Below are 25,932 nucleotides of genomic sequence, written 5' to 3'. Positions count from 1 at the left end.
CAGGACTTAAAGTAAATTTTCTGACTGCAGAATGAGAATTGCCTGAATTGACCCTGTCGGGCCAATCAGTGACTGTGCATGCCAGGCGCTGACGCCTCATACAGGGAAGTGAATCGTCATGAACGACAAGGGGTTTTATTCACGGGGGCATTCACCCCTGACCCGCATCAAGGACAGCTCCTGGCTGACGGGGCACCCGTCAACGGAGTTCGATCTGCCGCTCTCCTGCGAGGCGCAAGCGCCTCATTCCAGGCTGCTGTCGATACTCAAGCGCGTGGGCTGGCTGACGCTGGCGGCCTCGATAATGGCGGGGCTGGTGGCCTGGGGTTTCCACAGCCGCTTCGGCCTGCTGCTGTTGCTCCTGCTGCGCTGAACCGCGAGGCGCGGGCCCGACACCAAACCGGGCCCGCCCTCGATCAATCCAGCACCTCGCTCAACGGAATGAAGCTGACCCAATCGCCCTCTTCCAGGGTCCGGCCTTCCTGCACTTCCACCAGACCTTCCGCCCAGGCCGCGCTGCGCAACACCCCCGAGCTCTGGTTGCGATAGATGATCGCTCGCCCGTTCTCCAGGCGCCCGCGCAGGTACTCGCGACGATTGCCCGGTTGGGGCCAGACAAAACCGGCAGGCACCTGGAAGCGCAATGGCTGCACCTGCTGCACACCCTGGCGCCGCAGCAGGTACGGCCGCGCCAGCAGGGCAAAGGTCACCAGGGTGGAAGCCGGGTTGCCCGGCAGACCGATCACCGGCACACCGCGAAAATGGCCGACGGTCAGGGGCTTGCCGGGTTTGATCGCCAGCTTCCACAGCGTCAGTTCGCCGGCTTCGCGCAGGGCCATACCGAGAAAGTCCGCCTCCCCCACCGACACCCCGCCGGTGGAGAGGATCAGATCGACCTCGCCCAACTCCGCCAGGCGCTGGCGGGTCGCGGGCAGGTCATCGGGCAGGATGCCCGCGTCCAGCACTTCGCAGCCCAGACGCTGCAACCAGCTGCACAGCAGTACCCGGTTGCTGTTGTAGATCTGCCCGGGGCCCAGGGCCTGGCCCGGCTCCACCAACTCGTCACCAGTGGACAGCACCGCCACCCGGACCCGCCGCACCACGACCAGTTCGGCACATCCCAGGGAAGCCGCCAGCCCCTGCTCGATCGGCCCCAAGCGTGTGCCGGCTGCGAGCACCTGCTCGCCCACCGTGGTTTCCTGCCCCTGGGGACGGATGTTCTGGCCGATCTTCAAGGCTTGGTTGAACAGCACCCGCTGATCGTCCTGAACCTGGACGTTTTCCTGCATCTCAACGCAATCCGCCCCGGCCGGCACTGGCGCGCCGGTAAAAATCCGCGCGCAGGTTCCCGGTTGCAACGGCTCGGGGGACTGTCCGGCGAAGATCCGCTGGCTGACCGGCAGGGGCTCGCCCTTCCAGTCCTCCAGGCGCAAGGCGTAGCCGTCCATGGCGCTGTTGGGCCAGGGCGGCAGGTCCAGGCTGGAGATCAGCGCCTCGGCCAGCACCCGGCCCTGAGTGGCCGCCAGGGGCAATGATTCGCGCTCGACAATCGGCGCCGCCGCGGCCATGGCCAGCAAACGGTCCAGCGCCTCCTCAACCGGCATCAAGGCGCCGAGCTTGCCCGGCTTACCCACGGGATTCACAAGCCGCCGCCTGTTTCAGATGGGGCACGAAATTGCACGGCCGGTGGCGTGCATCCAGTTGCTCGGCGAGGATTCCATCCCAGCCAGTGCGCACCGCATTGGTGGAGCCCGGCAGGCAGCACACCAGGGTGCCGTTGGCCAGCCCGGCCAGCGCGCGGGACTGCACGGTGGAGGTGCCGATATCGGCCACCGAAATCTGCCGGAACAGTTCACCGAAACCGTCGACCTGCTTGTCCAGCAGGCAGGCCACCGCTTCCGGGGTACTGTCGCGACCGGTAAAGCCGGTACCGCCGGTGATCAGCACCACCTGCACCTGTTCGTCGGCGATCCAGGTGGCGACCTGGGCGCGGATCTTGTACAGATCGTCCTTGAGCAACACCCGTGCGGCCAGACGATGACCCGCGGCGCCCAGACGCTCGACGAAGACCTGTCCGGAAGTGTCGGTTTCCAGGGTGCGGGTATCACTGACGGTCAACACCGCAATGTTCAGGGGAACAAAAGGTACATCAGCCTTGGCTTTCATAGGCTCGATCCTGAGGTAAGAGAAACAGCCCGGTGTTATATCACAGCGCTCCGATCCGCCGCCCCTGGCGGCCGGCAATCCCCTGGGACGGTCCTGCGCAGGCCGCCAGGAACAGGCATCCGCCTGCGCGGCCAGGCACGCGACACTAGTCAAGATAACTCGCTGAACGCCTACGATCTGTCTGACAACGTGGCAGAATGCACCTGGCCAAGGAACTTGCAGACGCACCATACGTCTGAAGACCAGCACTCAAAAGTACTCATTTCGGAGACACACAATGACTCATCGGACCCTCGCCACTTTCATGCTCGCACTGGGCCTGGCCACGCTCGCCGGTTGCGCTTCGCCATCAGTGATCACCTTGAATGACGGTCGCGAAATCCAGGCCGTCGACACCCCCCAATACGACAAGGACTCGGGTTTCTACGAGTTCGAACAGCTGGACGGCAAGCGCACCCGCATCAACAAGGATCAGGTCCGCACCGTCAAGGAGCTGTAAGTCCGACGGCTAGCGATCTGCACGCAATAAAACCCGCCTGGTGCGGGTTTTATTGTTTCTGCGAAAGGGTTTTCACCACTGCAGGCAGATGCGGCTCTCGAATTCGCGTTCCTGTCCGGTCAGCGGATCGATGAAACGCAGCCCCTGGGCCAGCAGCTTGAGCGGCCTGGCATGATCGTCCTCGGCATCCTTGAGCACCTCGGGGTAGAACGGGTCGTTGCAAATCGCCGCCCCCAGCGCGCTCATGTGCACGCGCAACTGGTGCTTCTTGCCGGTCACTGGGTACAGCGCGTAACGCCACAGGTCGCCGTGCTTTTCCCTGACCTCAATGGCGGTTTCGGTGTTGCTTGCGCCCGCGCCTTCCTGCATGCGGAAAAAGGGCTCGCCGTCCACCAGGCGGCTCTTGTGCAACAGGGGAAAGCTCAGGTGCGGCAAGGCGCCGGCAATGGCCTCGTAGCGTTTCTCGATCCGCCGGGTGGGGAAAAGCGCCTGATAGGCCGAACGACTGCCCGGATCGGCGGAAAACAGCACCAGCCCGGCGGTGTGCCGGTCGATGCGGTGCAAGGGCACCAGGTGCGGGTTGTCCAGGCGCCGGATCAGACGGCGCAGCAAGGTTTGCTCGACATACTCGCCCGCCGGGGTGACCGGGAGGAAATGCGGTTTGTCCGCCACCACCAGATGCTCGTCGGCATAGAGGATGGTCTCCTGCACCGGGATCACCTTCTCGTCCGGCACCTCGCGGAAATAATGAATCCGCAGGCCTTCGCGATAGGCCAGGTCCACACTGATGGGCTGGCCCTGCCCGTCCAGCACCCGACCACGGGCGATGCGATCCAGCCATTGCTCGCGGCTGATGGCCTTGAAGTGATCGCACAGGCAGTCCAGCACCGTCGGCCAGGAGCCGGGGGGCAGGTACAAGGTGCTGGCTTGATGCTGTGCAGCAGAAAAACTCGCGGAGGACATGACAAAACTCGAGGGTTCAATGCGAGGCGGCATTATCCAACAGCAGCCCCCGGGAAACCTAGGATCAGTTTGCCCGGCCTCAAGCGCACGAATGCCGGGCCTGCGCGGCAGCCTCGGTGAACTCCTTGAGCCAGCGCAATACATCCACCGCCTCCCAGCGGCCTGGATCATAGAGGGCGTACAGCAGCCCCTGGTAACCCACCACATCCAGTTGCCGATGGTAACCGGCACGCTGGAACAGGGCCTCGATCTCGGCAAAGCAGGTATTGAAATGCAACTTGTTGAAGGGCGTCTTGCCTTCAGTGACCAGTCCGTCCAGGCGCAGCTCCAGCACCGCCTCCCGAACCACATCGGCAGACATGCCGTTCACGCTGTTTTTCAGTTGTTCGACATTGACCATCATGTATTCCTTTAACGATTCGAAGCGTGCGCCACATCCATCAGGGCTGCTTGCGCCCCACATAACTGACCACCCACAGCACCACGCCCCAGATCTCGATCGAGTCCGGGTCATCCAGCGCCATGGAGGGAATTGAAGGCCGCGCCGCCTTGAGCAACAGGCCGCCCCGAGGATCGGGCGCCAGCAGGCGCAGGGAGTATTCAGCCGCGCCCCGGGGCCTTACCACCAGGTACTGATCCACCACCGGAGTGGCCGAGCGATCGACGATCAACCGGTCTCCGGGGTAGATGCCGAACCCCAGCAGGTTGTCGTCATCCACCAGCAGGCCGTGGATCTGCGGAGCCCCCAGCCCCAGGGTCCGGTCAAGGGAAAAACCGTTGCCGATGGGCTCACTGGCCAGGGAGGCACAGTCACCGTCACCCTGCTCCAGGAAACGGGCTGGCAACGGCTGTGAGCGTTCGGAACCGGTCAGGAAAGTGAGAGACATGGCGAGACTCCTCGATAGCTGTATATGCATACAGTAACCGAATCGACGGATCTCGCCAATGAATTCCGGGGACGGGCGACAGGCGGAAGTCGCGCCCCGGCTACCCGGGGGTCAGCGCAGGAACGCCACCACCTGTTCGGCATCGAAGGGCCAGCCCAGCTCGCCGCCATTGTCCACGCGGCGCAACACCGGAATGCGCAGGCCATAGGTTTCGAACAGCTCCTGACTCTCGGCGATATCCACCAGCTCGACCATCAGGCCGTGCTCCACCAGCGGCATCAACTCGGCCTCGGCCAGTTCGCACAAATGGCAACCAAGGGTGCCGAACAATTGGCATTCAGGGGGCATGACAGGGCAACCGTGTGAAGAACAGGTGCCTATTTTAGGCGCGAGCAGGCAAGCCGTCGACCCGCTCCTGGTCCTGGCAGACCCGGGATCCGTGCCCCTGCGTGGCTCTGCTCCGAGAATGCTGCGGCAGGCGGACAGCCCCCGGACAGGCAGATTCTGAGGCTCATGAATATGAAGCATTCTCGACAAAGAATGACGTGAGTCAGGGTGTTTTTTTGCCGTCCAGGCGATCCTCGCCGCTTTTTTGCCTCTAGGCTTTGCCCTGCCCGCCCCCTTGTCCGGAGATGCCCGTTGTTTGCCAATCTGCTGATCATTCTCGCCTCGTCACTGGTGGTCATCGCGCTGTTCCGGCGCCTGAGCCTGCCGCCGGTTCTGGGCTACCTGTCCGTCGGCCTGATGGTCGGGCCAACCGCCCTGGACTGGGTCAACGACAGTGAAGAGTTGCCGGACCTGGCCGAACTGGGCGTGGTGTTCCTGCTGTTCTCCCTGGGCCTGGAATTCTCCCTGTCGAAGATGCTCGCCCTGCGCCATGTGGTGTTTGGCCTGGGCAGCCTGCAAGTGCTGTGCACCGGGCTGATCCTGGGGGGAGTGCTGGCCTTGTTCGGCATGCCCCTGAGCGCGGCGCTGATGCTCGGCACCGGGCTGGCCCTGTCCTCCACCGCGATTGTCAGCAAGGAGCTGACCAGCCTCGGCGAGATCTTCAGCAGCCACGGGCAGAACGCCATCGGCGTGCTGCTGTTCCAGGACGTGGTGGCGGTGCTGTTGCTGACCCTGGTGCCGGTCTTCGCCGGCAACAGCGAGCACGCCTGGTACTGGGCCCTGCCGGCGACGCTGGGCAAGACCCTGGTGCTGTTCTTCGGCCTGCTGCTGGCCAGCCGCTGGCTGCTGCCGCGCTTGTTCCATGAAGTCGCCGCCTCCCACTCCGCCGAGCTCTTCGTGCTACTGGCCCTGGTGATCGTGCTGCTGACCGCCTGGCTCACCCACCTGCTCGGCCTGTCGCCGGCCCTGGGCGCCTTCCTCGCCGGCATGCTCCTGGGAGAAAGCCATTACCGGCACCAGATCGAAGCCGATATCCGCCCGTTCCGCGACATTCTGCTCGGACTGTTCTTCGTCAGCATCGGCATGCTCATCGACCTGCAACTGTTCATCGATCACAGCCTGCTGATCCTCGGCCTGACCCTGGCCCTGCTGCTGATCAAGGGCAGCGTGGTGGCGATCCTGCTCAAGCTGCGCGGCAGCGACGGCGAGACGGCCTGGCGCAGCGGCCTGGCCCTGGCCCAGGGCGGCGAATTCTGCTTCGCCCTGATGGCGCAGATGCAACTGACCCAGATGATCCCGTCCCACTTGAGCAGCCTGCTGCTGGCCGCCACCTTCAGCTCCATGCTGCTGACCCCACTGTTGCTGCGGGCCGCGCCGGTGATCACCGCGCGCCTGCACCGCAAGCCCAACCAGGCCGCCCAGTTGGAGGAGATCAGCGCGCAGAACGCCGAGCTGCAGGGCCATGTCGTGATCTGCGGCTATGGCCGGGTCGGCCAGTCCATCGGGCGTTTCCTGCGGCACGAGCACCTGCGTTTCATTGCCCTGGACGATGATCCGGTGCGGGTCCAGGAAGCCTCGGCGGCGGAGAGCTGCGTGCACTACGGCGATTGCCGCCGTGGCGACCTGCTGGCCGCGGTGGGCCTGGAGCGGGCCCGCCTGCTGGTGATTGCCGTGGACAAGACCGACATCGCCCTGGCGGTACTCAAGGCCGCGCGGCGCCTGGACCGCAACGTGCCGATCCTGGTGCGGACCCGGGACGACAGCCAGTTGGCCGAACTCAAGGCCGCCGGTGCCAACGAAGTGGTGCCCGAATTGCTGGAGTCGAGCCTGATGCTGGCCTCCCACGCACTGATCATGCTTGGCCTGCCGGAGCAGCGGGTGCAACGCAGCGTGGACGAAGTGCGCCACAGCCGCTATCGCCTGCTGCACGGTTTCTACCACGGCGCGCAAAGCACGACCCAGGACAATCACGAACCGCCGGCGGTGCAGATGCACGCGGTGAACCTGGACGCCGACGCCCACGCCTGCAACCGGCTGCTGCAAGAGCTCGGCCTGGAGGCCCTGGGGGTGGATGTGCAAGGCGTGCAACGCAACGGCAACGACCTGCCGCTGAACCCGGCACCGCGCCTGCAGGCCGGCGACCGGGTGCTGGTGTCCGGCTCCCAGGCCGCGATCGAGGCCTGCGAAGCCCGCCTGCAGGGCGGTTGAGGCCGCCCTGCAATGGCCCTGGGCGTGACGCCGCCAGGGCCGCGAGTGCCTCAGTCCTGACTCACCGCACCGATCTTGTGCAGCGACAGGTCGGCGCCGTAGTACTCCTGCTCCTGGGTCAGGCGCAGCCCGCAGGCGGCCTTAATCAGGCCATACACGGCAAAACCGCCCAGCAGCGCCACCAGCACCCCGAGGCCGGTGCCGAACACCTGACTGGCCAGGCTGACCCCGCCCAAGCCGCCCAACGCGCTCTGGCCGAAGATCCCGCAGGCAATCCCGCCCCACGCGCCACACAGGCCATGCAACGGCCAGACCCCGAGCACGTCGTCGATCTTCCAGCGGCTCTGGGCGGCGATGAAGCACCAGACGAACAAGGCCCCGGCAATCGCCCCGGTCACCAGGGCCCCTACCGGGTGCATCAGGTCAGAACCGGCGCAGATCGCCACCAGCCCGGCCAGTGGCCCGTTGTGCAGAAAGCCCGGGTCATTGCGCCCGACGATCAATGCCGCCACGGTGCCGCCGACCATGGCCATCAGCGAGTTCACCGCCACCAGGCCGCTGACCCCTTGCAAGGTCTGGGCGCTCATCACGTTGAAGCCGAACCAGCCGACAATCAGGATCCACGACCCCAGGGCCAGGAACGGAATGCTCGACGGCGCGAACGCCACCAGCTTGCCGTCGCGATAGCGTCCGTTGCGCGGCCCCAGCAACAGCACCGCCGCCAGCGCCAGCCAGCCGCCCATGGCGTGCACCACCACCGACCCGGCGAAATCATGGAACCCGGCGCCAAAGCGCTGTTGCAACCAGGCTTGCACGCCAAAATTGCCGTTCCACACCAGGCCCTCGAAAAACGGGTAGACGAAGGCCACGATCAGCACCGTGGCGCACAATTGCGGCACAAAACGCGCGCGCTCGGCGATGCCGCCGGAGATAATCGCCGGGATCGCCGCGGCGAAGGTCAGCAGAAAGAAGAACTTCACCAGGCCATAGCCGTGATCGGCGCTGATGACCGCGGCCGGTTGCAGGAAGCTCACGCCGTAGGAGATCCAATAGCCTATAAAGAAATAGGCCAGGGTCGAGACGGCGAAGTCACTGAGGATTTTCGACAGTGCATTGACCTGATTTTTCAGGCGCACGGTGCCCACCTCAAGGAAGGCAAAACCGGCGTGCATGGCCAGGACCATGACCGCCCCGATCAGGATGAACAGGGTGTTGGAACCGTGGACCAGGGTGTCCACAGCGCTTTGCAGATTTTCCATGGAGTAGGCAGATCCGAAATCGGCCATCATCTCCCGCACCTTGCAGCCGACCTTGCACCAAGTTGGCTCCCCGGGTGCGCGATCCGCGCTGTCGGTGAACCGTTTTGGCGCGCCAGGCAGCGGACGCAAGACCACGGAAAGCAGATTGACCTTGAGGTTGTGATTTTTCGGCCAGGGTTTACGCGGGCTAGCGCGCCACCCTCGCTCGTTTTCGGCGCAAGCCCGACGTCTTGCGCACCAGGACAAAGCAAAAGCTGTACCAGGCAATTACAGTGAACCTTCACTCAGGGCTCACACTCATAGCTCACACACGCAATCAACGGAGAAACAACCATGGCCAGCAAAACGGCGAAGACGGCTCAAGAAGTACTGATGGCGGATTTTCAGGCACTGGTCAGTGACACGGAGCGTCTGCTGGAACACACCGCGACCCTGGCTGGCGACCAGGCTGACGAACTGCGCGAACAGATCCACGAAAGCCTGCTCAAGGCCCGGGAAACCCTGCAACTGACCGAGGAATCCCTGCGCCAGCGCGGCCAGGCCGCCGTCACCGCCGCCGAGGACTACGTGCAAAGCAACCCTTGGCAGTCGGTCGGGATCGCCGCCGGCGTGGGCTTTCTGATCGGCCTGCTGGCGACGCGGCGCTGATATGGCTATCGGCGAATCCACTTCGTCCGGCAGCGGTCCAAGCGCGTCCTCCCGGCGTCTGGGAGCCGCGGTTCTGGGCCTGCTGCACAGCCACGTAGAACTGTTCGGCATCGAGTTGCAGGAGCAGAAGGCCCGCACCGTCAGCCTGCTGCTGTTCGCCGGGCTGGCCCTGGTGTTCGCCCTGCTGTTGCTGGTGGGGCTGTCGGCGCTGGTGCTGATCCTGTTGTGGGACAGCTATCGCCTGGCCGGCATCATCGGTCTGTGCGTGTTCTACGCCCTGGCGGCGCTGTTCTGCGGCCTGCGCCTGAAAGCGGCGATCTTCGATGAATCCTCACCCTTCCACGCCACGCTCGAAGAGCTGGCCAACGATCGGGAGCGCCTGCTGCCATGAACTTGCCCGACATTCCGCAGAACACCTCACGCCGGGAGATGCGCAAGGTACTGATTCGCCTGCGCATGGAAATGCACCGCCAGGAAATCCGCCACGAGTCCCAGCAACTGCTGCAACCCCTGCAACGGGTGCGTGGCCTGGGACAAAGCTGGCAGGAAGGCTTTGGCATCAAGCACGCACCACTCTGGGGCGTGGCGGTGGTGACCCTGCTGGGGTTCCTCACCGGCAAGGGCGCCAAAAGCGGGGGCACCGGCGGCCTCACGCGCCTGGTTCGTCTGGGCACCAGCCTGCTGCCGCTGATCCGGCTGGCGCTGCAAGGCACCTCGCGCAAGCCCTGATCGCCCCTGCGCAACCGACCTGTCACTGGCGGTTCCACATCTGGCTGCATTCTTGCTATGCAACCCCGATCGGCCCCTTAACCAAAGGGCCGACTCCTGCCTGTGCACCCGGCAGCCAAGACTTCCTAACCACAAGAATCTTATAAGGAGGCTCTGTGATCGACGGGCAACCGCTCGCCTGCTTCCAGCCGTTCATCGATACCGCCACCGGGCGGATCGCCGGGGTCGAGGCCCTGGGCCGCCTGCGCCAGAGCAATGGCCAGCTGACGTCGGTGGGACCGCTGTTCGCCGATCCGCGTACCCCTTCCAGCGCTTTGCGGCGCCTTGACCGCCAGGTCCGCGACGACGCCCTGCGGCGCCTGCACGAGGCCCCGGCGGACTGGTTCCTGAGCCTGAACATCTCCCCGCGCTGGATCAGCCGGCTCAGGCCCGGGCAAGCCCTGCCGAGCCTCAGGCAGATCCAGCACAACGCCGTCGACCCGCGGCGCATCGTCTTCGAAATCACCGAGTTGGGGGGCAACAGCCAGCGTCTGAGCGAAGTGGTGGCGCGCTACCGCCAGGCCGGGGCGCGGATCGCCATCGACGACTTCGGCGCCGGCTACTCGCAACTGGACCGGGTGCTGGCCCTGCAACCGGACATCCTCAAGCTCGACATGCGCCTGTTCCAGGCCGCCGCCCGCGGCGGCCCCAGCAGCGACGTGGTCAAGGCCCTGGCCCTGATGGCGGAAAAGACCGGCTGCTGGATCATCGCCGAAGGGGTGGAAACCGAGGCCGAGCTGGATTTCGCCCTGGAGTGCGGCTCGCGCTATGTCCAGGGTTTTCTGTTTGCCCGGGCCCAGGAACAGCTGTTCGCCAGTGATGCCTTCGTCCAGCCCTTCGCCCGCCTGCGCGAGCGCTACGTGCGGCACAAGCTGGCCGAACGCAATCGCCTGATGCACATGCGCCTGCAACTGGCGGAACTGATGCACCTGCTGCAGGCCTGGGCCCAGGCCCAGGCACCCATCAGCCAGTTGCCCGAGGTCACGGCCTTTCCCTGGCTGCTGCGCTTCTACCAGTGCGATCGCCACGGCACCCAACTGACCCCGAACCTGGAATGGCGCCACAACCATTGGCAGGCCGACAGCAGCTACGTCGGCCACAACTGGTCCTGGCGCCCGTACTTCTATCACCTGCTGGCCGAAGGCTGGGAGGAACGGCGCCTGACCCTGTCCAGCACCTATCGCGACGCCACCAGCAACCAGTACTGCCTGACCGCCGGCCAGTTCTTCGACAACGGCCAGCGCCTGCTGCTGATCGACATCGACGCCGCCGGCTTGTAGCCCCGCCCCGTTTGCCGACGAAGGCGTTCGCCAGACGGGTGCACGACTAGCAGGCCCTTTCGCCGGCAAGCCGGCTCCTACAGCTGGGGGCGCAGGCCACGCCATTTCCGCGTAGGAGCTGGCTTGCCAGCGAAGGCGTCGGCCCTATAGATGCACCAGCGCAGGCCATGCGCCTCTTGCGGCCACGCCCGGGAACCCGGAAGCTCTGCCCTTCAGTTTTTTTTCGGAGAGACCCCGCCTTGGATTGGCAGACCCTGCTCAACCGCGAACGCCTCGGAAAGCCAGTGCACAGCCCGGAAGAACTCGGCCGTAGCCCTTTCCATAAAGACCATGACCGCATCATCTTCTCCGGCGCATTCCGCCGCCTGGGACGCAAGACCCAGGTGCACCCGGTGTCCAGCAACGACCATATCCACACCCGCCTGACCCACTCCCTGGAAGTCAGCTGCGTCGGTCGCTCCCTTGGCATGCGCGTCGGCGAGACGCTGCGCGACGCCCTGCCCGACTGGTGCGAACCCAGCGACCTGGGGATGATCGTGCAGTCGGCCTGCCTGGCCCATGACATCGGCAACCCGCCCTTCGGCCATTCCGGCGAAGACGCCATCCGCCACTGGTTCCAGCAGGCCGCCGGGCGTGGCTGGCTGGACGCGATGAGCGAGGCCGAACGCCAGGACTTCCTCAATTTCGAAGGCAATGCCCAGGGTTTCCGGGTCCTCACCCAGCTCGAATATCACCAGTTCGACGGCGGCACCCGGCTCACCTACGCCACCCTCGGCACCTACCTCAAGTACCCCTGGACCGCGCGCCATGCCGACTCCCTGGGCTACAAGAAGCACAAGTTCGGCTGCTACCAGAGCGAATTGCCGCTGCTGGAGCAGATCGCCCACAAGCTCGGCCTGCCACAACTGGAAGACCAGCGCTGGGCCCGGCATCCGCTGGTGTACCTGATGGAAGCCGCGGACGACATCTGCTACGCCCTGATCGACCTGGAAGACGGGCTGGAGATGGACCTCTTGGAGTACGCCGAAGTCGAGTCCCTGCTGCTGGGGCTGGTGGGCGACGACCTGCCGGAAACCTATCGCCAGCTGGGCCCGGGGGATTCGCGCCGGCGGCGCCTGGCGATCCTGCGGGGCAAGGCCATCGAGCACCTGACCAACGCCGCCGCCCGGGCCTTTGTCGAACAGCAGGATGCCCTGCTGGCCGGCACCCTGCACGGCGATCTGGTGGAGCACATGCATGGCCCGGCCAAGCGTTGCGTGCTCAATGCCAAGGACGTGGCACGGCGCAAGATCTTCCAGGACAAGCGCAAGACCCTGCACGAGATCGGCGCCTACACCACCCTGGAAATCCTGCTGAACTCGTTCTGCGGCGCGGCACTGGAGCAGCACGGCGGCAAGACGCCGTCGTTCAAGAACCGGCGGATCCTCGATCTGCTGGGCAACAACGCGCCGGATCCGAACTGGCCGCTGCACACCTCGTTCCTGCGCATGATCGATTTCATCGCCGGCATGACCGACAGCTACGCCAGTGAAATGGCCCGGGAAATGACCGGACGCTCAAGTCCGCAATGACCCTCGCACATCAAGTGCCTGGCGGCCGCGCCAGGCACTTGATATGACCGGCAACATCCAATCGACAACTAAGGGATTCCCCTAGCCCGGCCGGCGCAACAGCGGCCGACAAACTCCGGATATGCGCCAATACAGGGGGAAAAACACTCGGCATTACGGGCATGTCATTCAAGAGTCCGACTCTAAGGCATTCCCCGAGCAACATGACTTCAATTAACGAACAACAAGACTAGAGCAACTACTCAGGTAGAAAGATCAACTAGCCGTAAACACTCGGTGTGCGGCGCGCAGATATTGCGCTGCTTTCACACATTCCAACACCTGTTCTTGATTCAACCAAACATCCTACCTTTGCAGATTCTCACCGATTGCCTGAACCCCTTGCCAATCAAGGCCGCCAGGAATTTTTTGTTAGCCTTCTATGCATTTACAATTTACGTACAAATCGAGTTTTTAGTTTCGGATAGTCTCGATTTCAACAAGATATTTCCCCGCTGACCGCCCCCGGAAAAATTAGTTTCACACCACGCTGTAACGTTTGCACTGCAACTCACTCAACCCTTTTGTCATACCTGATTTTAGATTGAAGCACCCGGCTCTCACTCAGGAATTGTCACTCGCGAGCACTTGAAGATAGGTCGTCGATATAGCGATCGACGGCACCTCATATTCACCGTGCAGAACTTAAAGCGACGTCACTAGTTGAGCCTCAACGATCGGCTTTTCTGTTGTTCGTCACTTGGTCTTTTTACAGTAAGGATGCCAAGTGCCCTATTCATCACGCACTGACCGCTCCCTTTTCGCCCCTATGGGCAACGGCTGCCTGGGATTGTTGCTGGGCCTGATCTGCCTGACTCCGGCCCTGGCCCTGGCCGACGTGCAACCGGGCCAGGAAGCCCTGCGCCTGCAGCAGCAACAGCAACGCGACCTGCAACAACTGCAATTGGAACAGCGCCAGCGGCAGATGCAGCGCGGCAGCTTCAGCAGCACCCCGGCCAACCCCGACCTGCCCCGGCAGCCCGCCAGCGACGAGCGCTGCTGGCCCCTGAGCGGCACCCGCATCGGCGGTGTCAGCCTGTTCGGCAAAACCCGGCTCAACGACGCCATCAAGCCGTATGTCGCGCCGTGCATGGGGGTCAATCAGATCAACCAGTTGCTGGCGGCCATCACTCGCCTCTATGTCGAGGCCGGCTACATTGCCAGCCGCCCGTACCTGGCCAGCACCCCGGCCGCCGGGCACAGCCTGGATATCCTGGTGGAGGAAGGCTACGTCGAAGCCATCGAACTGGCCGACCAGAGTCTGCCGGTGTCCCTGGGCGGGGCCTTCCCCGGCATGCTCGGCAAGCCGCTGAACCTGCGGGACCTGGAACAGGGCCTGGACCAGTTGAACCGCCTGCGCTCCCTGGACCTGACCGCCGACATCGCCCCCGGCAGCCAGCCCGGCGCCTCGCGGATCATCCTGCGTTCACGCAGCAGCGCCGCGCGCTGGGGATTCGGCCTGGGTGTGGATAACCTCGGCAGCGCCGGCACCGGGCGTGACCGCCAGTCGATCAACCTCAATCTCGACAGCCCGTTGCAGATCAACGACGCGCTGAACCTGAACTACAGCGACACCCTCAACCACGGCCCGCGCTACAGCCGCAGCAGCAGCCTGTTCTACTCGGTGCCCTACGGCTACTGGACCTACAGCCTGTTCGCCAGCCACGCCGAATACCGCGCGCCGCTGAAGCTGGCCCGCACCACCCTGTACAACAGCGGCCGCACCGACATGGTCAGCGGCCGCGCCGACCGGGTGCTGTGGCGCGACCAGAGCCACCAGCTCAGCGCCAACCTGCAACTGGCCTACAAGGATGTGGACAGCTACCTGCAAAAGGCCCACCTGCAGATCCAGAGCCCGACCCTGACCGTGGCCGAGGCCGGGCTCAACCTGTTCTGGCTCGACAGCGCGGTGTGGAACCTGGATGTCAATTACGCCCAGGGCCTGACCTGGTTCGGCGCCGACCGCGACTCGCAACAGGTGCAGCGCAACCTGCCCCAGGCACAGTTTCGCAAGTACCGCGCCGGCCTCAGCCAGTGGCGCAACGGCCAGCTGGGCGAGCAGCGCTGGCAGTGGCAGAGCCAGCTCTCGGCGCAGTACAGCCCGGACCCGCTGCCGGCCATCGAACAACTGCTGGGCACCGACGATTCGGCGGTGCGCGGCTACCGCCTCAACAGTGCCTCCGGCGCCATCGGCGCGGTGTGGCGCAACACCCTGCGCCTGCCGCTCAACAGCGACCTGCCGCTCAAGATCACCCCGCGCCTGGGCCTGGACAACGGTTGGATCAAGGCCGAACACGGTGCCCAGAGTCGGCACCTGAGCGCGGCCAGCCTGGGCCTCAACCTGGCCTGGAAAAACCTTCAGGTCGACCTGGATTACCAGCACAGCCTCAACACCCCACAAGGTTTCCGAACGGAACCGGAAGTCTGGCTGGCCAGGTTCAGCCTGCAGATTTGATCAACCGCCGATTAGCCTGAAATACCCGACGAACCTGAGCACAACGCGCCGTCGCCCCTCTAGAAGGCAACGCCCGGCTCACTTACTCAGAACGAGGTTCTCATGCCTGACAACACTCACCGCTTCAACCTTTCGCCCCAGGGCAGATTGCGCTGGACCATCGCCGGCCTGCTGCTGGTATCCCATCTGCCCCTGGCCCTGGCCGGCGGGATCACCGTGGTCGAGGGCCCCGGCGGCACCCCGCAACTGCAGAACCAGGGCGGCGTGCCCATCGTCAACATCGTCGCGCCCAACGCCGGCGGCCTGTCCCACAACCAGTTCCTGGACTACAACGTCGGGCAACAGGGGGTGGTGCTGAACAACGCCCTGCAAGCCGGGCAGTCGCAACTGGCCGGGCAACTGGCGGCCAACCAGCAACTCCACGGCCAGGCGGCCAGCGTGATCCTCAACGAGGTGATCAGCCGCAACGCCTCGCAACTCAATGGCGCCCAGGAAATCTTCGGCCGCGCCGCCGACTTCGTGCTGGCCAACCCCAACGGCATCTCGGTCAATGGCGGCAGCTTCATCAACACCCCCAACGCCAACCTGGTGGTGGGTCGCCCGGAACTCCAGGACGGCAAGCTGCAGGGGCTCAACACCCAGGACGCCCGGGGCCAGCTGGATATCCACGGCGGCGGCCTGCGCAACGCCGAGGGCTCGATCAACCTGATCGCCCCACGCATCGACAGCAAAGGCAGCCTCGCCGCCCGGGACCAGTTGAACGTGACCGTGGGCCGCAATCAGCTCGACTACCCCAGCGGCAAGGTGCTGAAGGTCGACCCGACCAGCCACACCCAGGACCAGCGCATCGATGCCAGCCTGTTCGGCGCCATGCAGGCCGGGCGGATCAATATCGTCAGCACCGCTGAAGGCGCCGGGGTGCGCGTCGGCGCCGTCCAGGTGGACGGCCGCGACGGGGTCAAACTGACTTCCGCCGGTGACCTGGACATCCGCGGCCAGGCCGTGGACAACAGCCTCGACGCGGTTCGCGCCGGGGTGCGCAGCCAGGGCGATATCGAACTGCACGGCGCCAAGGACCTGACCCTGGCCGCCACCGACGTCAGCGGCCGCAACGTCAAGCTCGATGCCGGGCGCAACCTGACCCTGAGCAGCATCGAAAGCCGCAAGCTCCAGGAAAAACGCCAACAGTGGGACAAGAGCACCATCGGCATCACCTGGGAGACCTACGACGCTACCCAGACCGATAGCGAAACACGCCAGCACGGTAACAAGGTGCTGGCCCAGCATGACGCGGAGCTGAAATCCGGCGCCAATACCCGGATCCAGGGCAGCAGCGTCGAGGCCGGCCACAACCTCAACGCCCAGAGTGGCGGCGACCTGCAACTGACCGCCGCCACCGAAACCCACACCCAGCGCGACCAGGGCCAGCACCGCAAGCACCTGTGGAAGGAAAACTGGGACAACGCCAGCAGCCAGCAGCGAAGCGTCACCAGCCAGCTCAAGAGCGGCCAGCAACTGCAACTCGACAGCCAGCAGAAGCTGCGCCTTGAAGGCGCCGAGCTGCACAGCAAGGGCGACATCCAGCTGGCCGCCAAGGACGTCGACATCACCAGCGCCAGCCGCCAGCAGAGCCAGAGCAACCAGCATTACTCCGGCGACCTGGTGGGCGGTGGTTTCTTCGGCAAGAACGCCGACGGCGACCAGGGCAAGACCGAGAACCAGGGCAGCAAGGTCAACGCCGACGGCAAGCTGATCGTGCGTGCCGACAGCGTGCGCATCAGCGGCAGCCAGGCCCGGGGCGCCACCCAGGCCAGCGTCATCAGTAACAAAGGCTCGCTGACCATCGACGGCGTGCAGGACACCTCCCATCGCAACAGCCACAGCAAGGACAGCAAGTTCTTCGGCATCACCAAGGACGAGAGCCGTCAGCAGAGCCAAGGCAGCACCACCGTCGGCAGCCAGGTGCGCTCGGACAGCAACCTGAAGTTGCAAAGTGCCGAGGACCTGACCATCAGCGGCTCCCAGGTCGCCGCTGCGGGAGCCCTGGACGCCAGCGCCAAGGGCACGGTCAAGGTCGTCGCAGCCGAAGACACCCGGCACGACAGCAGCAGCACCCAGAAGCGCGGCTTCGACGCCTACGCCAAGGAAAACGCTCCGGGCACCGGCCAGTACCGGGCCGGGGTGCGCTACCAGGATGAGCAGCGCAACGACAGCAGCGACAGCACCCGGCAACAGGCCTCCAGCCTCACTGGCGGCACCCTGGCGGTCACTGCCGGCGAGGACCTCAAGGTACAAGGCAGCGACCTTGCGGCCACGGCCGGCGATGCCAGCCTGAGCGGCAAGAATGTGCAGTTGCTGGCAGCGGACAACACCACCGCCAAGCACAGCGACAGCACCACCACCGGTGGCGGCTTCTACTACACCGGCGGCCTGGACCGCGCCGGCAATGGCCTGGAAGTGGCCCACAACAGCAGCCAGGACAGCAGCAGCAAGAGCACTGCCCAGACCAGCAACATCGCTGCCAGCGGCAACCTGACCATCAATGCCGGCAACCGCCTCACCACCGAAGGCGCACAGGTCAAGGCTGGCGGTGCATTGCAGGTCAATGCAGCCGAGATCGACAACCAGGCCGCACACAACCGCGAAAGCAGCAGCCACAAGGAGAACAACTGGGCGGTGGATGTCGGCGCCAACGTCGAATACAAGGGCGTCACCCGCCCCATCGAAAAAGCCATCCAGGGCGTGGCCCAGCGCAAGTTCCATCAGCCTGGGGTACTCGATGCCCTGGAACAGCCCAATGTCGGGCTCGATGTGGACGTCAGCCACCAGAACCGCCAGCGCAATGAAAGCGCCAGCACCGCCGTGGTCAGCCAGTTGAGCGGCGCCCAGGTCGCGGTCAAGGCCGACGGCCAACTCAAGGACCAGGGCACCCAGTACCGCGCCACCGACGGCGCGCTGAAGATCGACGCCGGCAGCCTGCTGGCCAGTGCCGCCAGCGATACCCACAGCAGCAGCGAACAGGCCGTGGACGCCAAGGTTGGCGTGCGGGTCTACACCAACACCGGTGAAGACTTGAACATCCGTGGCAGCGGTGCCGGTGGCAGCAGCAACGTCACCAGCAGCTCCGAGAAGGCCCAGGTCGGCAGCTACGCAGGCAGCCAGGGCGTGGACATCAAGGTCGGTGGCGATGCCCGCTTCGAAGGCAGCCAGTTCAATGGCGGCCAGGGCGGCGTCAACATCAAGACCGACGGCAAGCTGGCACTCAATCAGGCCAATGATCGCCAGAGCAGCAGCAACTCCAGCCTGCGTGGCGATGCCTCCCTGACCCTGGGCACCACTCCAGGTAGCAGCGGCACCAACCTCAATGTCGGCGCCGGCTTGCAACTGGATCACAAGGGCCTCGAACAGCAGGACAGCCAGGCACGGGTCGCCAGCATCCAGGGCCAGGGACCGGTCAACCTCAAGAGTGCAAGCGACCTGACGCTGCAAGGCACGCAGATCGGCAACGCCGCGCGTCCGGCCGGCGATATCACCCTGGACGCCGGCGGCAAGCTCGACCTGCAAGCCGCGGTGGACACCCACCACAGCCAGGGCAGCAACCTCGGTGGCGGCCTCACGGCCGGTGGCAGCAAGACCAGCAGCGAGCAAAGCAGCGGCAAGAGCGTCAACCTCAGTGCCAACTTCAACATCGGCCGGGTCAATGAAAACGATCAGAGCCAGCGCGGCGCCCAGCTCTACAGCCAGGGCCAGGTACGCCTGGCCAGCGCCGCCGAGGGCGACAGCGCCATTCACCTGCAGGGCACGCGCATCGACGCCGCCAAGGTGGTGCTGGATGCGGCCCAGGGCGGCATCTACCAGGAGTCGGCGCAGTCCACCCAGGTCCACAACAACTGGGGCCTGACCCTGGGCGCCGGTGGCAGCATGGGCAAGACCACCCTGGCCGATGCCGGTGAGCACGACTCGCCGAAAGTCGATCGCGGGATCAATGCCCGGGCCAAGATCGACGTCGATCAGCGCCAGAACACGACTCAGCACAACAGCCTGATCAAGGCCGATCAGGTGACCCTCAACAGCGCCGGCAACGTGCACCTGGCCGGCGCCAACATCGACGCGCAACGCCTCGACGGGGCCATCGGTGGCAACCTCGACATCGAAAGCCGCCAGGACCGGCTGCGCAGCACCCAGGTCAATATCGACGCCAAGCTGGAAGTGGCGAAGAACCAGCCGGGGCTGGTGGACAAGCTGGCCAAGCCGGCCGGTCCGCTCAAGGACGACCTGAAGGCCAAGGCCGAAAAAGGCTTCGACCAGCACCGGGAAAAGCTGGAAAACGCCGTCGACAAGAGCGTCGACAAACTCGGCTCGGCGAAAGACAACCTGGTCGCCAAGGCCAGCGACGCCAAGGAGCGCCTGGGGGAAAAACTCAGCCGCAGCGGCAGCTACGACGTCAACCCTGAGCCACGCGGCGCCTTTGGCAACGGCGTGGACAAGGCCAAGAACTACCTGGCCGACAAGGCCGACGCCGTGGGCAATCGCTTCTCCAGCCTGAAGGAACGCTTCTGGCCGAAAACCAGCGACAGCTACTCGGTCAGCGAGAAGAACACCACCGGCAGCAAAGTGGCCAATACCGCTGAAGGCGTGCTGTTTGGCGACAAGAGCGGTCAGACCTCCTATACCCCGACCTTGAACCTGAACGTCAGCCACGAGAGCAAGAACCGCGTGGAACAGGCCTCGGGGATCAGTACCCAGCAGGGCGTCAACCTGAAGGTCAGCGGCGAAACCCAGCTCACCGGTGCGCGCATCGGGGCCAGCGAGGGTCGCGTCGAACTGGGGGGGGCCAAGGTCAGCAAAACCGACCTGGCCGGCTCGGAACTGCGCGTGGACGTCGGCGCCAACCTGTCCAAGTCACCGGTCAACATTGCCACCGGCAGCGTGGCCGAATTGACCCGCAAACAGGATGACGCCACCCGCCAGGACCAGGCGTTCAACCTCGGTCCGCTGCGGATCGGCGGCCATACCGACAGCCAGCTGCTGCAAGCCGGCATCGATCAGAAAACCCCATGAGGCCCGGGCCGCCCTCCTCGCGGGGGGCGGCCTGCACGGACTCGCGCCGGGGCCTTTATTCCGGGTTCAGGGGCGCTGCGCTCCGCCTTAACTTCACGTGACAGCCAACCGGCTGTAATACCTCCCCTTATTCGTTGTAAGACCTGTCTTAGATTGGTTTTTTCAACACTTTCGCAACTATTTCCGCTCCCGCGGCTGGGCTACTGTTCGGACTTTCCTTTATCGGCAGGAGGCCAACATGGGCTCAGTACTTATCATTGACGATCATCCCGTGATACGCATGGCGGTGCGTATTCTGCTGGAGCACGAGGGGTATCAGATCATTGGTGAAACCGATAACGGCGTGGATGCCCTGCAAATGGTCCGCGAATGCGAACCCAGCCTGGTCATCCTCGATATCTGCATCCCGAAGCTCGATGGCCTGGAGCTGCTGGAGCGCTTGAGCAACATGCACCCATCCATGCGCATCCTGGTGCTTACGGCCCAGTCCGCAGCCCTGTTTGCCAGTCGCTGCATGCGCGCCGGCGCCAGTGGCTATGTGTGCAAGTGCGAAGACCTGAGCGAACTGCTCAGTGCCGTCAAGGCCATTTGCAACGGCTACAACTACTTTCCCAGCCAGGCCCTGCACCTTGACCGGGCCGCCCTGGGAGCAACTTTGGAGTTGGCCCAATTCAACTCCTTGAGTGATCGGGAGTTGATGGTTCTGCAACTTTTCGCCACGGGCCAGACCAATAAGGAAATCGCCACGGGCATGTTTCTCAGCCACAAGACCGTCAGCACTTACAAGAAACGCATCATGCAGAAACTGGCTACCACCTCGATGAATGAACTGGTGGACATGGCCAAGCGCAATGAACTGATATGAGACGCCAGTTGCCGATACCACCGTCGCGGCGAGCGGCCGAGCGATGATCGACACCCTGCTCCAGCCCGTTGGCATCATCAGCCTGATACTGCTGGCTTCATGGCTGAACCAGGTCCGGCTCTATCGGCAACTGCGCCAGCAGCGCCGGCACTTGCAGGCACTGGCCCGCTCGGCGACGGCCCTGGAGGCCGACAAGCAGCGCGCCGAAGCGGCCGATCGCAACAAGAGCCGCTTCCTCGGGCACCTTGGCCACGAACTCCGTACCCCGTTGAATGCCTTGATCGGCTTGCTGGAGCTGGTGCTGCGCAGCACCGGCGACAGTTCGCCAACCCACGCGCCGCTGGAGCTGGCACTGGGCGCGGCCGGCGACCTCAAGGAACTGCTGGATGACCTGCTGGACATCAGCCGGATCGAGTCCGGCCACCTGCGCCTGAACCCGACCTGGGTCGACCTGCGCGATTGCATCGAAGGGCAGATCGGGGTGTTCCACGCCCAGGCCCGGCAAAAGCACCTGGCGCTGGAGCTGGAATTCAACGCCCCCAGCCCCGTTCCCCAGGTGCTGATCGATGTTCTGCGCTTCAAGCAAGTGCTGGGCAACCTGTTGAGCAACGCCATCAAGTTCACCCAGCAGGGCGCGATCCAGGTCAGGGCGACTTTGCAGCCCGCCGCAAGCCAGGATCGGTACGAGTTGCTGCTGCAAGTGCAAGACAGCGGTATCGGCATTCCCGAGCAGGAACGCCAGGGGCTGTTGCTGCCCTTCGCCCAGCTTGACCCCGACAGCCAGTCGCCGCGAAACAGCGCCGGGCTTGGCCTGCCCATCAGCCACCAGTTGTGCCGGCAGATGGGCGGCAGCCTGAGCCTGCACGGGCGCAGCGGCCCCGGCTGCGAGGCGCGGGTCAGGCTCCCCCTGAGCGGCCGCACCGCCCAAGCCGCCGCGGCTGCCACAGAGCCGCTGCCCGCCACGGCGGTGCCGCTGGATGTGCTGCTGGCAGACGACCACCGCGCCAGCCTGACCCTGCTGCAGGGCCAGCTGGAGTACCTCGGACACCGGGTCACCTGCGCCAGCGACGGACGCCAGGCCTTTGAGTTGTGGCGCCAAGGCGACTTCGACCTGCTGATCCTCGACTGCAACATGCCATCGATGGACGGCTACCAGCTGGCTGAGGCCATACGCCAGCACGAAACACGGGAGCAGCGGCCGGCGACCACCCTGATCGGCTGCAGCGCCGACACCGACCCGCCAGCGCTCCAGCGCGGCCTCGACGCCGGCATGCACGACTGCCTGGCCAAGCCCCTGGGCCTGGAGCACTTGAGCCGCAGGCTGGCAAGCCTCAAGCCCCGGCCTCGGCCCGACAGCTTCAGCATCCGCGCCTTGCGGACCCTGACCCGTGGCAAGCCGCTGTTCGCCCGGCGCATGCTCAACGAGTTGCTGCGCTGCTGCCAGGAGGACCGGCGCCAGCTGGAGCAGATCCCGACCAGTGATCCCCGGGCGCTGGTGGCCCTGGCCCACAAGATCAAGGGCTCGGCGCTGATGGTCGGGGCCGGGGCATTGCAAGCCGGGTGCGAGGCTCTGGAACAGGCTTGCCTGCAACCGGCTGCACAGCAGGCGATAAGCGCTGCGGTCCGCCGCCTGGACCGGGACCTGGTGCACTTCGCCCAGTCCTTGCATCGCCACCTTGATCACCCGCCACCCGAGCCCTCCAAGACGCAAGCCACAGGGCAGAAAAGCATCGCCCCGCAGCTGACGAATCCGCCATGAAGCCTGCGCTTGCCAGATAAATATCAAAGGGCCAGTATTGCCTCGCCACCCGTCCCTGCAGGCCAGCCCCGTCAACCCGCAGCCGACGGGGCCAAGGCAGGAAGAGCCGGCCTTAACTATGCTTGGGCCTAGAACCCAGCCCCATGCGCCTCCGGAGAGAATTGCAATGCCGAGCACGCCAACGCCTGCCCTCCGTCGCTTTCCTCTTCATATCCACATCAGCGTGATGTTCACCCTGCTGATGTTGCTCACCGGGGTCATCCTGGGGATCTACAACTACCGACAGACCACCCGCATCATCCTGCAAAGCAGCGAAAAGCTCTTCCAGCGCATCGAACAGGATGTGCGCGGCGACCTGAAGTCCACTTACGAACCCATCCGCCATCTGCTGCGCCTGCTGGCCGGGGACCCGGCGACCCAGAGCGGCAACCTGGAGCAACGCCTGGCACTGCTCAGGCCGTTCAGCCAGTCGCTGCAGGACAACCCGAACCTGGCCTCGTTGTACCTGGGGTATGCCAATGGCGATTTCTTCATGGTGCGGCCCCTGCGCGACGCGGCTATCCGCAATCAGCGCCAGGCGCCGCCCAACAGTGCCTACGAAGTCTGGAGCATCGAGCGCGACGCCAACGCCGGACAGATGCACTCACAATCACTGTTCTTCGATTCGCAGCTCTCGATGATCGGCCGCCAGGAGCACCCGCAGGAGGGCTACGACCCTCGCAACCGCGATTGGTTTTCCAACGCCCGCAACGAAACCGAGCAGATCACCACCGAGCCCTATGTCTTCTATTCCACCAACAACGTCGGCACCACCCTGGCCCTGAGCAGCGGCAACCTGGCAGTGATGGGCGCCGACCTGACGCTGGAACAACTGTCCTCGACCCTGGCCAAGCACCGGGTCACCCCCGGCACCGAGATTGCCCTGCTCGACGACCGGGGCAACGTCGTGGCCTATCCCGACAGCGACAAGCTGGTCCTGGAGAAGCACAGCGCACGCCTGATCAAGGCCAATGCCCTGAATCCGGTGTTCGGCGCGCTGCTGCGAGACCAGGCGGAAAACGGCCACTTGCAGTCCGAGGGGCGCAGCTGGATCGCCGCCAGCAACCGGATCGCCGAGGGCGGGCCGGGCGGCCTGCAACTGGCCTTGCTGGTGCCCGAGGATGAGCTGCTGGCCGATGCCTATCGCTTGCGCTGGCAAGGCGCGCTGATCACCCTGACCATCCTGCTGCTGTGCCTGCCCTTGGGCTGGCTGATCTCGCGGGTGCTGGTGCGACCGCTGCGCGCCCTGGTGCAAGAGGCCGACGCCATCCGCAGTTTCGACTTCAAGGTGCCGATGTCACGCCGCTCGCCGGTGCTGGAAGTGGATCAACTGAGCCTGTCCATGGCCCGGATGAAAGACACCCTGGCGAGCTTTTTCGAGATCAATGCCAGCCTGTCGGCGGAAACCCGCTTCGACCCGCTGCTGCAACGAGTGCTGTCGGAAACCGTCAAGCTGGCCCAGGCCAAGGCCGGCCTGATCTACCTCTCTGAAAGCAAGGGCGCGCGCCTGGAACCCTATGGCCTGATCATCGACGGCGAACATCAGGATCTACCGCGCTTCAATATCGCCACCAAGGACCTGACCGACCACCGGCTGCCGGACTGGCTGCGCCAACTCACCGACAGCGACACCGTGGTCACCACCCTGGGCTTCGAACAGGCCGGCAGCCTGCAAAGCGTGCTGCTGGCCCTGAACAGTCCCAGCGCCCACTTGCTGGGCCTGCGCTTGCGCAACCGCCATCACGAAATGGTGGGCATGCTCCTGCTGTTTCTGGAGGACAGCGGCACCGAGGCGGACCTGGACAAACTCAGCCCGGATCGGATCGCCTTTATCCAGGCGGTGTCCGCCACCGCCGCGCTGTGCATCGAAAGCCAGCGCCTGCAGAACAAGCAGAAGCAACTGCTGGACGCCTTCATCCAGCTACTGGCCGGCGCCATCGACGCCAAGAGCCCGTACACCGGCGGCCACTGCCAGCGGGTGCCGGCCCTGACCCTGATGCTGGCCGAGGCCGCGGCCGCCAGCCACGACCCGCGATTCGCCGCCTACCAGCCTACCGACGACGAATGGGAAGCCCTGCATATCGCAGCCTGGCTGCACGATTGCGGCAAGGTCACGACCCCGGAATACGTGGTGGACAAGGCCACCAAGCTGGAAACCCTGAACGATCGGATCCATGAAATCCGTACCCGCTTCGAAGTGCTCAAGCGCGATGCCTGGATCGACTACTGGCGGGCCGTGGCCGAAGGGGCGGAAGTCACTGCCCAGGCCGCCAGCCGCGACGAGCGCCTGCGTGCCCTGGACGACGACTTCGCCTTTGTCGCGCGCTGCAACCTGGGGACCGAGTTCATGGCCGAGGCCGACCAGCAGCGCCTGCAGAATATCGCCCAGCGCACCTGGAGCCGGACCCTGGATGATCGCCTGGGGGTGTCCTGGGAAGAGCTGCGGCGCCAGGAACGCATGCCGGCGCCCAGCCTGCCGGTGCAGGAGCGGCTGCTGGCGGACAAGCCGGAACACCTGTTCGAGCGCAGCGCGGTGGAGATCATGACCGCGGACAATCCCTGGGGCTTCAAGCTCCAGGTGCCGGCCCACAAGTACAACCGCGGCGAGCTGTACAACCTGAGCGTGCCCCGGGGCACGCTGACCGCCGAGGAGCGCTATGTGATCAATCACCACATCGTGCAGACCATCATCATGCTCAACCACCTGCCCTTCCCCAGCCACCTGCAGAACGTGGCGGAGATCGCCGGCGGCCATCACGAGAAGATGGACGGCAGCGGCTACCCCAAGCAGCTCAGGCGCGAACAGATGAGCCTGCCGGCGCGGATGATGGCCATCGCCGATATCTTCGAGGCCCTGACCGCCGCGGACCGCCCCTACAAGAAGGGCAAGACCCTCAGCGAAGCGCTGAACATCATGGCCATGATGTGCCGCGACGCCCACATCGATCCCGAGCTGTTCGAGCTGTTTCTCCAGGAGCAGATCTATCAGCGCTACGCCGAGCGCTTCCTGGTGCCGGAGCAGATCGATGCCGTGGATCGGGACGCGCTGTTGAAAAAGGCAGGGTTGACCGCCTGATG

The 25,932-nt window shown here is 64.8% G+C and carries 20 protein-coding genes; 13 read left to right on the top strand and 7 right to left on the bottom strand.

The genetic code is table 11. The annotated features are described in order from the left end of the window. The first annotated feature begins 118 nt into the window (after nt 1–118). Entirely contained in the window at nt 119–373 is a 255-nt protein-coding gene (locus L1O02_RS09665; protein ID WP_108546052.1) for a hypothetical protein, read from the top strand. A 43-nt stretch (nt 374–416) separates the two neighbouring features. Here L1O02_RS09665 and glp read toward each other — a convergent pair whose 3' ends face one another. Then, entirely contained in the window at nt 417–1,604 is a 1,188-nt protein-coding gene (gene glp, locus L1O02_RS09660; RefSeq protein ID WP_181321637.1) for a gephyrin-like molybdotransferase Glp, read from the bottom strand. 22 nt (nt 1,605–1,626) lie between these two features. Beyond that, nucleotides 1,627–2,166, bottom strand: coding sequence for a molybdenum cofactor biosynthesis protein B (gene moaB / locus L1O02_RS09655; protein ID WP_060840386.1), 540 nt, complete (start codon nt 2,164–2,166; stop codon nt 1,627–1,629). Nucleotides 2,167–2,443: 277 nt separating this feature from the next. On the opposite strand from moaB, the gene L1O02_RS09650 reads away from it, so the two are divergent. Then, nucleotides 2,444–2,665 (top strand): YgdI/YgdR family lipoprotein, encoded by a 222-nt coding sequence (locus L1O02_RS09650; RefSeq protein WP_060840387.1) that lies wholly within the window; start codon nt 2,444–2,446, stop codon nt 2,663–2,665. 72 nt (nt 2,666–2,737) lie between these two features. Here the strand turns inward: L1O02_RS09650 and L1O02_RS09645 are convergent, their stop codons facing one another. The 4 genes from L1O02_RS09645 to L1O02_RS09630 all read right to left on the bottom strand — a co-directional run bounded on the left by L1O02_RS09645 (nt 2,738) and on the right by L1O02_RS09630 (nt 4,863). Continuing rightward, nucleotides 2,738–3,628: a pseudouridine synthase gene (locus L1O02_RS09645; protein WP_108546054.1), complete on the bottom strand. Its 891-nt coding sequence runs from the start codon at nt 3,626–3,628 to the stop codon at nt 2,738–2,740. Between the two features lie 79 nt (nt 3,629–3,707). Further along, nucleotides 3,708–4,028 (bottom strand): hypothetical protein, encoded by a 321-nt coding sequence (locus tag L1O02_RS09640; RefSeq protein WP_060840389.1) that lies wholly within the window; start codon nt 4,026–4,028, stop codon nt 3,708–3,710. A 40-nt stretch (nt 4,029–4,068) separates the two neighbouring features. Continuing rightward, nucleotides 4,069–4,515, bottom strand: a complete 447-nt coding sequence (locus tag L1O02_RS09635) for a S24 family peptidase (RefSeq protein WP_060840390.1) — start codon at nt 4,513–4,515, stop codon at nt 4,069–4,071. A 111-nt stretch (nt 4,516–4,626) separates the two neighbouring features. Continuing rightward, nucleotides 4,627–4,863, bottom strand: coding sequence for a glutaredoxin family protein (locus L1O02_RS09630; protein ID WP_060840391.1), 237 nt, complete (start codon nt 4,861–4,863; stop codon nt 4,627–4,629). 291 nt (nt 4,864–5,154) lie between these two features. On the opposite strand from L1O02_RS09630, the gene L1O02_RS09625 reads away from it, so the two are divergent. After that, the gene (locus L1O02_RS09625; RefSeq protein WP_060840392.1) at nt 5,155–7,110 is read left to right on the top strand and encodes a monovalent cation:proton antiporter family protein; all 1,956 of its coding nucleotides are present in this window, start codon (nt 5,155–5,157) and stop codon (nt 7,108–7,110) included. A gap of 50 nt (nt 7,111–7,160) precedes the next feature. Here L1O02_RS09625 and L1O02_RS09620 read toward each other — a convergent pair whose 3' ends face one another. Then, complete coding sequence (locus tag L1O02_RS09620) at nt 7,161–8,369, bottom strand: ammonium transporter (protein ID WP_092317122.1); 1,209 nt, start codon at nt 8,367–8,369, stop codon at nt 7,161–7,163. 333 nt (nt 8,370–8,702) lie between these two features. On the opposite strand from L1O02_RS09620, the gene L1O02_RS09615 reads away from it, so the two are divergent. From L1O02_RS09615 to L1O02_RS09570, 10 genes are all read left to right on the top strand, one after another. After that, nucleotides 8,703–9,017: a YqjD family protein gene (locus L1O02_RS09615; protein ID WP_060840393.1), complete on the top strand. Its 315-nt coding sequence runs from the start codon at nt 8,703–8,705 to the stop codon at nt 9,015–9,017. A gap of 1 nt (nt 9,018) precedes the next feature. Then, entirely contained in the window at nt 9,019–9,408 is a 390-nt protein-coding gene (locus L1O02_RS09610; RefSeq protein WP_016965309.1) for a phage holin family protein, read from the top strand. Further along, nucleotides 9,405–9,746 carry a hypothetical protein gene (locus tag L1O02_RS09605; protein ID WP_060840395.1) on the top strand — a complete coding sequence of 114 codons (342 nt, stop codon included), beginning with the start codon at nt 9,405–9,407 and terminating at the stop codon, nt 9,744–9,746. Before L1O02_RS09610 ends, L1O02_RS09605 begins: the two co-directional genes overlap by 4 nt. 155 nt (nt 9,747–9,901) lie before the next feature. Beyond that, nucleotides 9,902–11,065 (top strand): EAL domain-containing protein, encoded by a 1,164-nt coding sequence (locus L1O02_RS09600; protein WP_060840396.1) that lies wholly within the window; start codon nt 9,902–9,904, stop codon nt 11,063–11,065. Nucleotides 11,066–11,304: 239 nt separating this feature from the next. Continuing rightward, nucleotides 11,305–12,636 (top strand): deoxyguanosinetriphosphate triphosphohydrolase, encoded by a 1,332-nt coding sequence (locus tag L1O02_RS09595; protein ID WP_060840397.1) that lies wholly within the window; start codon nt 11,305–11,307, stop codon nt 12,634–12,636. A gap of 766 nt (nt 12,637–13,402) precedes the next feature. Then, nucleotides 13,403–15,130, top strand: coding sequence for a ShlB/FhaC/HecB family hemolysin secretion/activation protein (locus L1O02_RS09590; protein WP_108546056.1), 1,728 nt, complete (start codon nt 13,403–13,405; stop codon nt 15,128–15,130). Nucleotides 15,131–15,232: 102 nt separating this feature from the next. Continuing rightward, entirely contained in the window at nt 15,233–20,191 is a 4,959-nt protein-coding gene (locus L1O02_RS09585) for a hemagglutinin repeat-containing protein (RefSeq protein WP_108546057.1), read from the top strand. Nucleotides 20,192–20,429: 238 nt separating this feature from the next. Further along, nucleotides 20,430–21,056, top strand: coding sequence for a response regulator transcription factor (locus L1O02_RS09580; protein ID WP_108546058.1), 627 nt, complete (start codon nt 20,430–20,432; stop codon nt 21,054–21,056). A 43-nt stretch (nt 21,057–21,099) separates the two neighbouring features. Then, a complete protein-coding gene (locus tag L1O02_RS09575; RefSeq protein WP_108546059.1) occupies nt 21,100–22,815 on the top strand; it encodes a response regulator in 1,716 nt (571 codons plus the stop codon). A 166-nt stretch (nt 22,816–22,981) separates the two neighbouring features. Continuing rightward, nucleotides 22,982–25,930, top strand: a complete 2,949-nt coding sequence (locus tag L1O02_RS09570; protein WP_235759797.1) for an HD domain-containing phosphohydrolase — start codon at nt 22,982–22,984, stop codon at nt 25,928–25,930. Nucleotides 25,931–25,932 lie beyond the last annotated feature (2 nt).

The sequence above is a fragment of the Pseudomonas sp. BC42 genome, assembly GCF_021560055.1.
In the GTDB taxonomy this organism is placed as follows: domain Bacteria; phylum Pseudomonadota; class Gammaproteobacteria; order Pseudomonadales; family Pseudomonadaceae; genus Aquipseudomonas.
This window is presented reverse-complemented; position numbering and strand designations above follow the sequence as displayed.